The following is a 12233-nucleotide window of genomic DNA, read 5'->3' on the forward strand; positions in this document are numbered from 1 at the left end:
GACGGAGAGCCGACCACCGGGTAATTCGGGATCGCAGTTTTAGCTTCGGTCGGTGATTGTGCGGCACGACCGGGGGCTTGCCACAAGTCCCCCTCTGTGCTATATGTTCGATATGGCGGAGACTGCTGACACGCGGTCTCCGTTTCGCATGTGAGGGCGCACGCTTAGCGCCCGCGCCGGAGCGCGGGATTTGCCCTCACTCGAGCCGGAGAACTCGCTACCCAGCGGTGGGCGGGAACAGCGCGGCGCGGAGCGCCCGGGCCTGGACCCGCCAGAACTCCTTCGAGACGTTCTTCCGACGGAACAGGGCGTCGAAGCCGTGGAAGGCACCCGGGACGACGTGGAGTTCGCACGGCACGCCGCTGGCGCGTAGCCGCTCGGCGTAGCGGGTGTCTTCGTCGAGGAACAGATCGAGATCCCCCACCCCGATCCAGGCCGGCGGCAGCCCGCTCAGGTCCTCACGCCGAGCCGGCGCGGCGTAGGACGAGACCCCGGGATCGCCCGGCGCCAGGCCCCCGAGGTAGGACGTCCAGCCGTAACGGTTGCTCCCCGGCGTCCACACCCGGACGTTCGTCGTGTCCAGATCGGTCCGCACGACGGTGCGGTCGTCGAGCATCGGGTAGATCAGCAACTGGAACGCCGGGCGGATCTCTCCCTGGTCCAGCGCGTACTGGGCGAGTGCCGCCGCGATACCGCCACCGGCGCTGGCGCCTCCGATCGCGATCCGGTCGGCATCGACGAGCCGTTCCCCGGCGGAGGCGACCAGCCAGCGCAGGGCGGCGTAGGCGTCCTCGACCGCCGCGGGCGCCGGATGCTGCGGCGCGAGCCGGTAAGTCACCGAGACGACCGTGATCCCGAGCGCGCGTGCGAACGCGATGTTCGTCGTCTCGTCCTGGAGGTTGCTACCGGAGATCATCCCGCCGCCGTGGATCCAGAGCAGCGCCGGCGCGGGGCTGGTGAGATCCCGAGGCCGGTACACCTGCAGCCGCACCGCCGGTGCCCCCGGAGGCCCCGGCGCCTCCACCTCTTCGGCCACCAGTTCGTCCGGCAGCGGACCCGGCTTGAACTGCGCCCGGTTCATCAGGCGCGTCAGGCGCGGACCGGTCGAGAAGCGGGGGATGAAACGCCCGGCCTTCAGATCGGGATGAAACACGGACATGCGACACCCTCGTCCCTCTCGGCGACGCAGTCATCATTCCCCAACCGGCGCCGGCCCACGCGATGATCCGGCAAGAGCGACCCGGTCACTCGGTCATGGTAGGCGGCACCCCGTAGAACGGCCGGACCTCGAGCCACTCGTGGATCGGCTTCCCGCCCGCCCCGGGTGCGGCGGAGAGCTCCGCAGCCAGCTCGAGCGCACGCTCCCAGGACTCCACGTCGATGACGTACCAGCCGGCGATGAGGTCCTTGGTCTCGGCGAACGGGCCGTCGGTCACCGGCGGACGCCCCTCGCCGTCGTAGCGCACGAACGTGCCCTCCGGCGACAGGGCCTGGGTCTCGACGAACTCACCCGTCTCCTGCAGTCGGGTGCCGAAGTCGCGCATGAACTGGATGTGCGCGTCGACCTCCTCGGGCGTCCACTGGTCCATCGGGACGTCGTTGGCCGGAGCCGGGGCGCCTCGGTAGTGCTTCAGCAACAGGTACTTCATGGTGGGCTCCTTCGATGGTCGCGAGGTGTACGGACGGCGGTTCAGGCGCGCTGACGCTCGGCGCGCTCGCGGACCAGCTCCTCGACCGCCGTCGGCAGGGTCGTCTCGAAGTCGATCAGCTTCACCCACGTCGGGGTCACCACGATCCGGACCATGCTGTCGTACAGCGAGCGGACCTCCGCCTCCCACTCGACGCGCTGCTCGGCCGTCATCTGGTAGCCGCCGTTCATCTGCAGGTACTCGTCCGGGATGCCATCGACGACGTCCAGCTCGGCGCGGCCACGGATGAGCAGGATCTTGGGCGGGTGCACCTCGGTGTCGATGGTCAACGCGACCGTCGGGTTGCGGCGCAGCGACGGCAGCTTCGGAGCGTTCAGCGTCGTGCACATGACGACGTGCGTGTCGTTCCAGACGAAGGAGATCGGGACGTTGCGCGGTGTGCCGTCCTTGGCGACGTAGGCCAGCCGGGTCAGGTCGCGAGCCAGCAGCTCCTGGCTGAGCGGGCGGTTGAGGATCTCGGTGATCTCGGTCGCGTGCACGGCACTCACCTCCGTCGTCGGGCGGCCCCTTCCGGCCGCTTGCGCCCCTGGGACGGAGCCGGCACCGGATTCTCGACACCCGGAGGGCGCCGATCCGATGATCTTGCTTGGAGCGGAGTAGCCCGCGGGTGCCAGGATGGACCGCCGTGGAGAAGACACCGCCGTTCGAGACGCCGCTGGGACGCGCCGCCGCGCTGATCACCAACCCGGCGCTTCCCGTGGACGCGATGATGCGCATCCTGCGGGCGGTCCCGGGAGCGCCCGGCGAGGTGGAGTACCTCCGGGCGTTCTCGGACGAGCTCTCCGCGAGGCTGGCCACCCATGAGGATCCGGCCCTCCGCATGCTGCTCGGTCGCGCGCCGGGCGTTACCGGTCCGCAACGGGCGCTGCTCGTGGCAGATCCTGACCCGGCGGTGCGCAAGCAGGCCGCGTACGGTCCCGACCCGACGGACTTCTTCCGGCTGCCGCGCTCACCGATGCCGGCCGAGGCCTACCGGGTCGTGCTGGCCGACCCCGAGGTCGCCGTCCGGCTCCGGGCGGCGCTCAGCTACCACACGCCGGACGACGTCCGCGCCGCCCTCACCCGCGATCCGGAGGCCCGGGTGCGGCGGGAAGCGCTGGAGGAACTGGAACGCCCGCCCCGCGACGTACTCGCCGCCCTGCTCGACGACCCGGACGAACAGGTTCGCGTGGTGGCCGAGCGGCGCAGCCAGCCCCGTGACACCGCCAAGGATCTGCGCGAGGCGGCCGACCCGGACCCGTGGATCCGCGCCAGGGCGGCACGCGATGGCCACCTGCCCGCCGACGTCGTCGCCAGGCTGGTGGCCGACCCCGACAACCGGGTGCGGGTGGCCGTGTCGATGCGACCGGAGCTGACCGAGGAACAACGCGCCGCCATCGACTACCACATCGACCCGTCCGACCGAATCCAGCCGCCGACGTGGGTCACGGACGCTACCGACCCGGACATCGTGCGGCGATGCGTGTACTCCGCGCACGTCGGGTTGCGGCGGGCCGCGGCCTACAACCCGAAGTTGCCGCCCGACCTGGTAGCCGTGCTCGCCGAGGACGAGGACTTCATCGTCCGGCTGATCCTGACCGAGAGCCACCCCGAGCCACCCGCCGCGGTGCTCCTCGACGTGGTGCTCCGCTCCGAGTTCGTCACCCGCTTCGACGGCCTCCGCCACCCCAACTTCCCCCGCACCGGCCTCACCCACCTCGCGGACTCATCCGACGAGGTGGCGCGGGGCTTGGTAGCCCTGGACCGCGACGCCCCGGACGAGCTGATCGCACGCCTGGCCCGGGACGAGAGCCTGATCGTGCGTCGATGGATGGCCAGGCACGCGCGGCTCGACCCGGCGGTGCTCGCCGCGTTCCTCGACGACCCGCAGACCGTCAAGTCCGCGCTGAACAACCCACACCTACCGCCGGAGTACATCGAGGCGACCCTCGCCGACGCCGGGATCTGAGCGCTGCTCGGCGCGCTGCCGCGCATATCGCGGGCGTATCAAAAAATGCATACGCCGTCGCAACAGCCCACCGACTTCGATGGGCGCGTGGACCACAGCGCATCCCCATCAGCACCGCCCCACCGCACGCGCAGCGTCGTGCTCGTGAGCCTCGGGATCCTCGGCCTGGCGGGCATGTTGTTCGTCCTGCGGCGACCGCTCCTGATGTCAGCTCCGACGTGCCTGGCCGGGCAGTGGCACGGCTGCCTCGACACGGAGAACGGTCTGCTGTTCACGATGTTGATCGGGCTGCCGTTGCCTGCTCTGGCGGTGTGGGCGCTCGCGCACCGTCGGCGTGCCGCCGGCGTTCCGTCGGCGTGGCGGATGTCGCTGGCCGAGGTGGGGATGGTCTACGGGACGGTGCCGTTCGTGTGGCTGACCCTGATGCCGGGCGCGGGGGCCGGCGTCGTCCCCGGCCGACTGAGCCTGGTTCCGCTCCAGGACCTGGCCACGATGGGATCGCTCGGGATCGTCGGCAACCTCCTGATCTTCGCCGCCCTGGGGTTCTTCGCTCCGATGCGGTTCGCGGTGGTGGCGTCCGTGCCGCGGATCCTGGCGCTCGGCGCCGCCTGCTCGCTCCTGGTCGAGACCGCACAGTACGTCCTGCGGCTCGACCGGGTGTCCTCGGTGGATGACGTCTTGGTCAACGCCGTCGGCGCGGCGCTGGCCGCGCTGGCCTCGCGCCGCTGGTGGCGCAGTAGAGCGGACGAGCCGTCGGAGCAGTGTCGCCCAGCACCGGTATCAGTGCGTTGAGCCGGGTATCCGCCGTGCCCTGCCGAGGGCAGTGCGGTGGGGCCCGGGGTGGGATTGAGGCGGTGGCGGACGCATGGGACGCTTCGCACGAAGCGCTGCCATCCCACACGAAGTCCGCTGTGGACGAGACCACGCTCGGTTGGATGACGCCGGATCCGGAGGCAGTGGCTGAGCACGCAGTCGACCTCCAGACCGACCGACCGCACTCGGCCCGGGTCTACAACCACATCATCGGGGGAAAGGACCATTTCGCTCCCGATCGAGAAGCCGGCGATGCGCTGCTCGCGGCGCTGCCCACGATGGGCATCTCCATACGGCAGAGCCGAGCGTGGCTGCGCCGAGTCTCGGCCTGGCTGGCCAGCGAAGCCGGTTTGGACCAGTTCCTCGACCTCGGAACCGGTCTGCCGACCAGCCCGAACGTCCACGAGATCGAGGTCGAGAAGTTCTTCACCGGCCTGGACCTCGTCGATCCCGAATCGTCCTCGTCCACCGCTGGCACCCGGACGCCGAGACCGCCGGTGTCGAGGACTACCAGGTCGGCATGTACGGAGGCGTCGCCCGTGAGCCCTAGGCACCCGCCCGACGCCGCCCTGCGGCGGGACGGAACTCATCCGAGGGGTGTGGACACTACTCAGGTGTGACCACCAATCTCCGGAGCCGGGTGCGTGCAGGAGACCGGGATGCCTTCGGCGAACTGTTCGACGACTATGCCGACCGGGTGTACCAGCATCTCTGCCGGCTGCTCGGGAACTGGTCCGCGGCCGAGGACGCGACGTCGCTGACCTTCCTCGAGGCCTGGCGGACCCGAGAACGTCTGCAACCGTCCGACGGGTCGCCGCTGCCCTGGCTGCTCGGCATCGCCACGAACGTCGCCCGCAACAGCGTCCGGTCGCGCCGCCGCCGGGCAGCGGCGATGAGTCGGTTACCGGAGGCCGACCGCGAGCCCGACTTCGCCGAAGATCTCGCCGGCCGGCTCGACGACGCCGAGCGGCTGCGCGCCGTCCGGACCGCGCTGCACGCCCTGCGCAGGCAAGAGCGTGAGGTGGTCGCGCTCTGCGTCTACGCGGGGCTCGACTACGCCGACGCCGCCGAGGCCCTGGGAGTGCCGATCGGCACCGTCCGGTCACGGCTCTCCCGCGCCAAGGCCCGCCTGCGCGCCGCTGTTTCGCCAGCTCCGGACGAACACCGGCCCGTCGCCCTCGCACCTCGAAGGGAGCCCTGATGAGCACCCAGGACACCGCGCCGGAACTCACCGACGACGAGCGCGCCGAGTTCGCGGCCCTGCTGCCGCCCGCGGTGCCCGCCGCGGGTCTCCCCCGCCGGCAAGCCCGCCGGTACCAGTTGCTGCGGACGATCGCCGAGCCCGAGCGGCCTCCGCGGTTCCGCGTCCCGAAGCCGGCGCTGGCCGCGGGGGCTCTCGTGGTCACCGTGGGGCTGAGCGCGGTCGGCGCCGCCGTCGTCGACCGGGACACCGACCGACCGGCGCCCAGCCAGACCGCGCCGGTCCGGAGCCTCACCGAGCTGCTCGCCGGTATCGACGACGCCGCCGAGCGCCTGCCGGACGTCCGCGCCGGCGTCGGCCAGGTCGTGTACGGCCAGACCGAGGTCGCGGGCTCGGACGGCCGGATCAGCCTGCGGGAGACGTGGACCTCGCTGGACGGGCGAACCGGCCTGCTCCGGGTGGACGGCATCCCGGCACCGGTGACGACCTACGTGCCGCAGCCCGGCGACCTGCCCGACCTCGCCCGGGCGACCGGATACCCGACCTACGAGACGCTGCGCGCGATCGCGGACGTGACACCGAGGGCCCTTCGTGCCCAGCTCCGCGCGGACGTTGTCGGCCTGACCGGCGACCCGTCGCTGGCCGCATTCCGGACGGTCCGCACGATGCTGACGACCGCGCCGATCCCTCCTCGGCTTCGCGCCACCCTCTTCCGGGCCGCCGCCGAGCTCCCGGGCATCCGATTCGTCCCCCGCGACGTCGCGCTCGGCAACCAGCCGGGACCGGCGTTGGTGCTCGCGGCCGACGGCGCGGAGGAGCGGATGGTGATCGACGTCGGCGCGGTCGCGGTCCTCGGTGACCGTACCCACGCGTACGAGGACCCCGACCTGGCCGGCGGCTTCGGTGAGGACGGCCAGGGACGCGGCCCGGCGATCGTCCCCGCTGGCCCTTCGCGTCCCGTCACAGCCCGCGACTGGCGGAACGTCACGCTCTTCGTGCCGGACACCGGCTGGGCGCTGGGGGCGGCGGTCACGGCCCGCTTCCGTGACGGCGTCGCGATCGTCGAACAGCCGGGCGGGGTGCGGATGCAGTACGCGATCGGCGACGGCCAGACCGCCCAGTACGGGGACGTGACCGGCGACGGCCTCACCGACGTGGTGGTCTCCATCGAACAGTGGGGCTACGGCGATCAGGGACCGCCGGAGTCGTCGTACGTCGTCGTGGCCTACGCCGGTGCCGAGGGCGGGCGCCTGGTGCCGATCGGCGTCGTCGAATACGTATCGCCGCTGACGACCGGACCGACGTTCACCATCGAGTCCGGGGTGGTCACCGTCCATCCGCGGCTGGGAGGCAGCACCGAAGGGTCTCCCACCGCGTACCGCTGGAACGGGGTCTGGTTCGTGCCGCAGCGCTGAGGCAGTCAGGACATGGCGCCGAGCACCGTCTGAACCACTCCGTACGCGATCCGCCCGAACAGCAGTCCCACCACGACACAGAACACGAGGAAGCCCACCAGCACGTACCACAGGCTGCGGTCCGTTGGCTCGCGGTAGCTCACGTCACCAGTCAAGGAAGCGGGGGGTTGCCAGCACGTATGTGCTTCTGGATACGCCGCCGATAGGGCCCGGCGCCTACAGCGCCGTCAGCGCTGTCTCGGGTCGACGTGGATCTTGGGGCCCGGCCCGGCACCGGCCGGTCGCTCCCCCGCCAGCACCGCGGCGACCGCGTCCAGGCCGACGGTCGCGGCCACCAGCGGCCGGGGGTCGACCGCGCCGGTCGCGTACGCCTCGATCGCGGCGTCCAGGCCGGGTGAGGCGGAGAGAATGCCGACCGCGGTGACGTCCTTGAGCGCCACCGTCCGGGTGTCGATCAGGCTGTGGCTGCCGGCCAGGCCGATGTAGACGATCCGTCCGGACGGCTCGACGCGGTCGAGTGCCAGCGCGGGCAGGTGGGCGGCGTTCGAGGCCTCGACGATCGCGTCGAACGGCACGCCGGGCAGGGTGTCTTCGGTCCAGACGGAGTCGAAGCCGAGGCTGCGGGCGAAGTCGAGGGAGTCGCGCCCCAGGAGGTGGACCTCGGCACCGGCGGCGCGGAGGAACATCGCGGTGAGCAGCCCGATCGTCCCCGGGCCGAGCACCAGAGCCCGGTCTCCCGGGCCCACCGCGGCCGCCTGCGCCGCACGCAGCGAGTTGCCACCCGGTTCGACGAGTGCGCCGAGCACGGGGTCGACCGTGTCGGGCAGCGGACGCAGCGACCACGCCGGGACCGCGAGCTGCTCGGCCAACGCGCCGGGCCGGCCGTCGCGGACGCCGACCTCCTGCCGGTTCTCGCAGACGTGCTGGTGCCCTCGGCGGCAGCGGCGGCAGGTCTGATCGCCCAGCATCGTGTCGCCCATGACCCGGCGGCCGACCCAGGCCGGGTCGACGCCGTCGCCGACCGCGGACACCGTGCCGGCCCACTCGTGACCGAGCCGCATCGGGTAGGACGAGTGGCCCTCGTGGAGGTAGGCCATCTCGCCGGTGAAGAACTCCACGTCGGTGCCGCAGACGCCGACCCGCTCGACGTCGACCACGACCTCACCGGGGACGGCGACCGGGTCCGGTACCTCCTCGACGGCGGCCTCACCCGGTGCGTGCAGCACGAACGCCTTCATCGAGGTCCGAGGACTGGCTGGCCAGCCCGGCCCGGCGTAGCGACCCGAGCGCACGGTGCACGGTGGGTTGCTGTCTGTGTAGCGTCCATCGCGTTCCGAAACGTAGTCCACCGTGTCGATAGTTGGAAAGGCGGCGGTCGCGATGACGCTCCGCAGCGCGCAGTGGTACGCCGGAGAGAACCGCAACGCCTACATCCACCGCGCCTGGATGCGCCGGGGCATACCCACCGAAGGATTCGAACGCCCGCAGATCGCGATCGCCAACACCGCCTCGGACCTGACGCCGTGCAACGCCCACCTGACCGAGGTCGCTCGCTCGGTTGCGAATGGCGTCTACGAAGCCGGCGGCATCCCGCTCGAGCTGCCGGTTGTCTCGCTCGGCGAGACGAACGTCCGGCCCACGGCGATGCTCTGGCGGAACATGGCCGCGATGGCTACCGAGGAGATGCTCCGGGCCAACCCGATCGACGGCGTGGTGTTACTCGGCGGCTGCGACAAGACGATCCCGTCGCTGCTGATGGCCGCCGCCTCGGTCGACCTTCCCGCCGTCGTGGTGCCCGGCGGTCCGATGCTCACCGGCACGTTCCGCGGCGTAACACTCGCCTGCGGCACCGACGTGTGGCGCCTGTCGGAGGAGGTCCGCGCCGGAACCCTGTCGCAGACCGACTTCACCCGGTCGGAATCCTCGATGATCCGTAGCCGCGGGCACTGCAACACGATGGGCACCGCCTCGACGATGGCGCTGGTCGCGGAAGCACTGGGCACGGTGGTGCCCGGGGTGGCCGGAACGCCCGCGCCGGACAGCCGGCTGCTGGAGGCCGCGCACGGCACCGGACGGCTCGCGGTCGAGCTGATCACCGAGGACCGACGCCCGAGCACGTTCCTGACCAAGGCCAACTTCGCCAACGCGATCGTCGCGCTCGCCGCGATCGGCGGCTCCACCAACGCGGTCGTGCACCTGCTCGCGATCGCCGGACGCCTCGGCGTCGAACTGACGCTCGACGACTTCGACCGGATCGGCTCCCGCGTCCCGGTCCTCGTCGATCTCCTCCCGGCCGGCCGGTACCTGATGGACGACTTCCACCGCGCCGGCGGCCTGCTCGCGGTCCTGCGGGAGGTCCGCGACCTGCTCGACCCGGACGCGCTGACCGTGACCGGCAAGCCGCTGGTCGACTACCTCGACGACGCACCGATCTGGGACCCGGACGTCATCCACCCCCGCGAGGCGCCCCTCGTGGCCCAGGGCGGCATCGCCGTTCTGCGCGGTAACCTCGCCCCGTCCGGTGCGCTGATCAAGCCCGCCGCGGCCTCCCCGCACCTGCTGCGCCACCGCGGCCGAGCGGTCGTGTTCGACTCCATCGAGGACTTCCACGCCCGCGTCGACGACCCCGACCTCGACGTGGACGCCGACTCCGTGCTGGTGCTGCGCGGCTGCGGCCCTCGTGGGTACCCCGGCATGCCCGAGGTGTCGAACATGCCGCTGCCGCAGAAGCTGCTCGCGCAGGGCGTCCGGGACATGGTGCGGGTCTGCGACGGACGCATGAGCGGCACCGCCTACGGCACGGTCGTCCTGCACGTCGCGCCCGAGGCGGCAGCCGGTGGGCCGCTCGCCCTGGTGCGCACCGGCGATTTCATCGTCTTGGACGTCGAGGCGCGCCGTCTCGACCTGGACGTTCCTGCCGACGAGCTGGCCCGGCGCGTCCCGAACGAGGCCACCGTGGCCGGGTTCGCCGCGCCGAAGCGGGGCTGGGAGCGGCTCTACGTCGACCACGTCCTGCAGGCCGACACCGGCGCGGACCTGGACTTCCTCGTCGGCTCCAGCGGCTCGGAAGTCAGCCGCGAATCGCACTGACACCGCGCCCGCGGCGGCGGGAAGCGCTGCACGGTTTGCGCCGTCATAGGGACGCAAGCCGGGCATCGCTACCGGGAAGCCTCGATCAGCGCCAGCTGCTTGTTGATATCGGCCGGGTTCGTATCCCCGGCGACCTTCTGCAGGAACGGGGTGTGGTCGAAGACGAAGTCGCGGAGCGGGCGCAGCGGCGCGGGCGTGTGGTGGAAGACCTTGCCGAGCATCCACGCCTGCTGCACCTGCCGCGCGGTGTGCGGCTTGCGCGGGTCCTCGTAGGCCTGCAGTGCGCCGCGGACCGCGTCGAGGTCGGTGAGGTCGACGCCGTGCAGGGCGCGGCCGAGGAAGTAGCCGTCCTCGATCGACATGCCCGCTCCGTAGGCGGCGTACGGAGAGGTGGCGTGCGCGGCGTCGCCCGCGAGGGTGGCACGCCCCTTGGACCACTGCTTGAGGGGTTTGCGGTCGCGGAGCACCCAGCGCTGGACGTGCTGCGGGTCGGTCTCGGCGATCAGCCCTGGTAACGGTGCCGGGAACCCGGTGGCGAGCTCGGCCGCCGCAGCGTGCAGATCCGGCGGCGGCGGCGCGCTGGGGTCGGTGGCGGTGAGCATCCACCACTGGTGTCCGTCGCGACCCTTGTGGCGGATCGAAGTCCAGCTGCCTTGAACGGTGCGGCCGTGGGTGAGGATGCACTTGTTCGGTGCGGTACCCGCGACGTCGGCGAACGTGAAGCCGCCGAAGATGTGCAGTCGGTGCTCGCGTTTCGGTGAGTCGCCCCAGAGCGTTCGGCGGACGAGGGAGTCGATGCCGTCGGCGCCGATCAGCACGTCGTGCTCGGCGCTGCTGCCGTCGGCGAAGTGCAGCGTGACCACGCGCTCGTCCTGCTCGATGCGCTCGACCTGCTGGTTGAACCGGAGAACGCCGGGAGGGATCGCGGCGAGCATCCGCTCGTAGAGCTCGGGGCGGAGCAGGCCGATGAACCCACCGCCGTAGGCGGCCTTGACGTCCGGGTCGAGCTTCACGTCCACGCGGACCTTGCCGCGGATGTTGTGGAACTGGGTGTCGGTCGGGGCGCCGAGGTCCTCGGTGTCCACGCCCAGCAGCCGCAGCGCCTTCAGCGGCGGCGGCCACAGGTTGAGGATGTTGCCGGCCGGGCGGGCTTCCCAGTAGCGCTCGTAGACCACGACGTCATGGCCGGCTCGCAGGGCACCGAGAGCGGCCGCCATTCCGGCGGGCCCCGCACCGAGCACCGCGACGCGACCACGACGGGAGACAGCAGTCATCGGACACCTCAATGTGTCGGAGGAAACAGTAGCTGGCGCTACTATTAGAGCGAAACTTTAGCGTCCGCTACTGTTCTGTCAAGACATCACGCGGACGACGGGAGAGCGCGCGCCGTGGCAGACGCCGAGCTGGAGATCCGGCCCCCCAAGCAGCGCCGTAGCCGGGAGGCGTGGAACCGGGTCCTGGACGCGGGCGTGGCGATCCTCGAAGAGGACGGCTACGAGGCGTTCACCATCGCCGCGGTCTGCGCGCGCGCCACCGTGGCGCCACCCGCGATCTACGCCCGGACGACCAGCAAAGAGGCACTGTTCCTCGCCGTCTACGAGCACGGGATCGCCCGCCTGGTCGCCGACCAGGAAGCGCTCGACCCGGCCGACCACTGGACCGACCGGGAACCCGCCGAACTGGTACGGGCGGTGGTCGCCGAGACCGTGCGCATCGCGCTGCGTCATCAGCGCTTTCTCCGCCCGGTGGTGCTGCTCTCCGCCTCCCATCCCGAGATCCGGCGACGAGGGTCGAGGTACAGCCGCGCGCTCGGCGAGCAGTTCGTCGCTGTGCTCGCGCCGCTGCGCGACCGTTTCACGCACGACGACGCCGACGCCGCCACGTCGACGTGTTTCGACACCGTGTTCGCCACCACCATGATCCGGGTGGCCTACGGGCCCGGCTTCGCCACCGCGGTGATCGAGGACGACGAGGCGTTCGTGGCTCGACTGGGCGAGACCGCCGCCCGCTACCTCCTGAGCGCGGCCCCCGACTGAGTGGTTCTTCCACGACGATGA

At 71.4% G+C, this 12233-nt stretch carries 13 protein-coding genes; 7 read left to right on the top strand and 6 right to left on the bottom strand.

The features are described from left to right. Positions 1 to 217: 217 nt before the first annotated feature. The 3 genes from ABEB28_RS16925 to ABEB28_RS16935 form a co-directional block, all read right to left on the bottom strand. The gene (locus ABEB28_RS16925) at positions 218 to 1159 is read right to left on the bottom strand and encodes an alpha/beta hydrolase (RefSeq protein ID WP_345729072.1); all 942 of its coding nucleotides are present in this window, start codon (positions 1157 to 1159) and stop codon (positions 218 to 220) included. 85 nt (positions 1160 to 1244) lie between these two features. Further along, entirely contained in the window at positions 1245 to 1649 is a 405-nt protein-coding gene (locus tag ABEB28_RS16930) for a YciI family protein (protein WP_345729073.1), read from the bottom strand. A gap of 41 nt (positions 1650 to 1690) precedes the next feature. Beyond that, positions 1691 to 2188, bottom strand: coding sequence for a pyridoxamine 5'-phosphate oxidase family protein (locus tag ABEB28_RS16935; RefSeq protein ID WP_345729074.1), 498 nt, complete (start codon positions 2186 to 2188; stop codon positions 1691 to 1693). 146 nt (positions 2189 to 2334) lie between these two features. Between ABEB28_RS16935 and ABEB28_RS16940 the strand changes: the two genes are divergently transcribed. The 5 genes from ABEB28_RS16940 (at position 2335) to ABEB28_RS16960 (ending at position 7086) form a co-directional block, all read left to right on the top strand. Then, the gene (locus ABEB28_RS16940; protein WP_345729075.1) at positions 2335 to 3657 is read left to right on the top strand and encodes an LRV domain-containing protein; all 1323 of its coding nucleotides are present in this window, start codon (positions 2335 to 2337) and stop codon (positions 3655 to 3657) included. A 138-nt stretch (positions 3658 to 3795) separates the two neighbouring features. Next, the gene (locus ABEB28_RS16945; RefSeq protein ID WP_376980278.1) at positions 3796 to 4449 is read left to right on the top strand and encodes a VanZ family protein; all 654 of its coding nucleotides are present in this window, start codon (positions 3796 to 3798) and stop codon (positions 4447 to 4449) included. A gap of 119 nt (positions 4450 to 4568) precedes the next feature. Further along, positions 4569 to 5090 carry an SAM-dependent methyltransferase gene (locus tag ABEB28_RS16950; RefSeq protein WP_345729077.1) on the top strand — a complete coding sequence of 174 codons (522 nt, stop codon included), beginning with the start codon at positions 4569 to 4571 and terminating at the stop codon, positions 5088 to 5090. Further along, positions 5087 to 5671 (top strand): RNA polymerase sigma factor, encoded by a 585-nt coding sequence (locus ABEB28_RS16955; RefSeq protein WP_345729078.1) that lies wholly within the window; start codon positions 5087 to 5089, stop codon positions 5669 to 5671. Before ABEB28_RS16950 ends, ABEB28_RS16955 begins: the two co-directional genes overlap by 4 nt. Next, positions 5671 to 7086 (top strand): hypothetical protein, encoded by a 1416-nt coding sequence (locus ABEB28_RS16960; protein WP_345729079.1) that lies wholly within the window; start codon positions 5671 to 5673, stop codon positions 7084 to 7086. Before ABEB28_RS16955 ends, ABEB28_RS16960 begins: the two co-directional genes overlap by 1 nt. A 5-nt stretch (positions 7087 to 7091) precedes the next feature. Here the strand turns inward: ABEB28_RS16960 and ABEB28_RS16965 are convergent, their stop codons facing one another. Together ABEB28_RS16965 and ABEB28_RS16970 are read right to left on the bottom strand one after the other, a co-directional pair. Beyond that, complete coding sequence (locus ABEB28_RS16965) at positions 7092 to 7229, bottom strand: hypothetical protein (RefSeq protein ID WP_345729080.1); 138 nt, start codon at positions 7227 to 7229, stop codon at positions 7092 to 7094. An 84-nt stretch (positions 7230 to 7313) separates the two neighbouring features. Beyond that, the gene (locus ABEB28_RS16970; RefSeq protein ID WP_345729081.1) at positions 7314 to 8324 is read right to left on the bottom strand and encodes a zinc-dependent alcohol dehydrogenase; all 1011 of its coding nucleotides are present in this window, start codon (positions 8322 to 8324) and stop codon (positions 7314 to 7316) included. A 142-nt stretch (positions 8325 to 8466) separates the two neighbouring features. Between ABEB28_RS16970 and ABEB28_RS16975 the strand changes: the two genes are divergently transcribed. Then, complete coding sequence (locus tag ABEB28_RS16975) at positions 8467 to 10176, top strand: IlvD/Edd family dehydratase (protein WP_345729462.1); 1710 nt, start codon at positions 8467 to 8469, stop codon at positions 10174 to 10176. Positions 10177 to 10244: 68 nt separating this feature from the next. Here the strand turns inward: ABEB28_RS16975 and ABEB28_RS16980 are convergent, their stop codons facing one another. Continuing rightward, positions 10245 to 11450, bottom strand: a complete 1206-nt coding sequence (locus ABEB28_RS16980; RefSeq protein WP_345729082.1) for an FAD-dependent oxidoreductase — start codon at positions 11448 to 11450, stop codon at positions 10245 to 10247. A 114-nt stretch (positions 11451 to 11564) separates the two neighbouring features. On the opposite strand from ABEB28_RS16980, the gene ABEB28_RS16985 reads away from it, so the two are divergent. After that, positions 11565 to 12212 (top strand): TetR/AcrR family transcriptional regulator, encoded by a 648-nt coding sequence (locus ABEB28_RS16985; protein WP_345729083.1) that lies wholly within the window; start codon positions 11565 to 11567, stop codon positions 12210 to 12212. The last annotated feature ends 21 nt before the right edge of the window (positions 12213 to 12233 follow it).

The organism is Cryptosporangium minutisporangium, from assembly GCF_039536245.1.
GTDB lineage: Bacteria > Actinomycetota > Actinomycetes > Mycobacteriales > Cryptosporangiaceae > Cryptosporangium > Cryptosporangium minutisporangium.

Coding starts and splice junctions, on each gene's coding strand:
- ABEB28_RS16925 (WP_345729072.1), bottom strand. CDS start 1,159: ATGTCCGTGTTTCATCCCGATCTGAAGGCCGGGCGTTTCATCCCCCGC.
- ABEB28_RS16975 (WP_345729462.1), top strand. CDS start 8,467: ATGACGCTCCGCAGCGCGCAGTGGTACGCCGGAGAGAACCGCAACGCC.
- ABEB28_RS16960 (WP_345729079.1), top strand. CDS start 5,671: ATGAGCACCCAGGACACCGCGCCGGAACTCACCGACGACGAGCGCGCC.
- ABEB28_RS16930 (WP_345729073.1), bottom strand. CDS start 1,649: ATGAAGTACCTGTTGCTGAAGCACTACCGAGGCGCCCCGGCTCCGGCC.
- ABEB28_RS16980 (WP_345729082.1), bottom strand. CDS start 11,450: ATGACTGCTGTCTCCCGTCGTGGTCGCGTCGCGGTGCTCGGTGCGGGG.
- ABEB28_RS16970 (WP_345729081.1), bottom strand. CDS start 8,324: ATGAAGGCGTTCGTGCTGCACGCACCGGGTGAGGCCGCCGTCGAGGAG.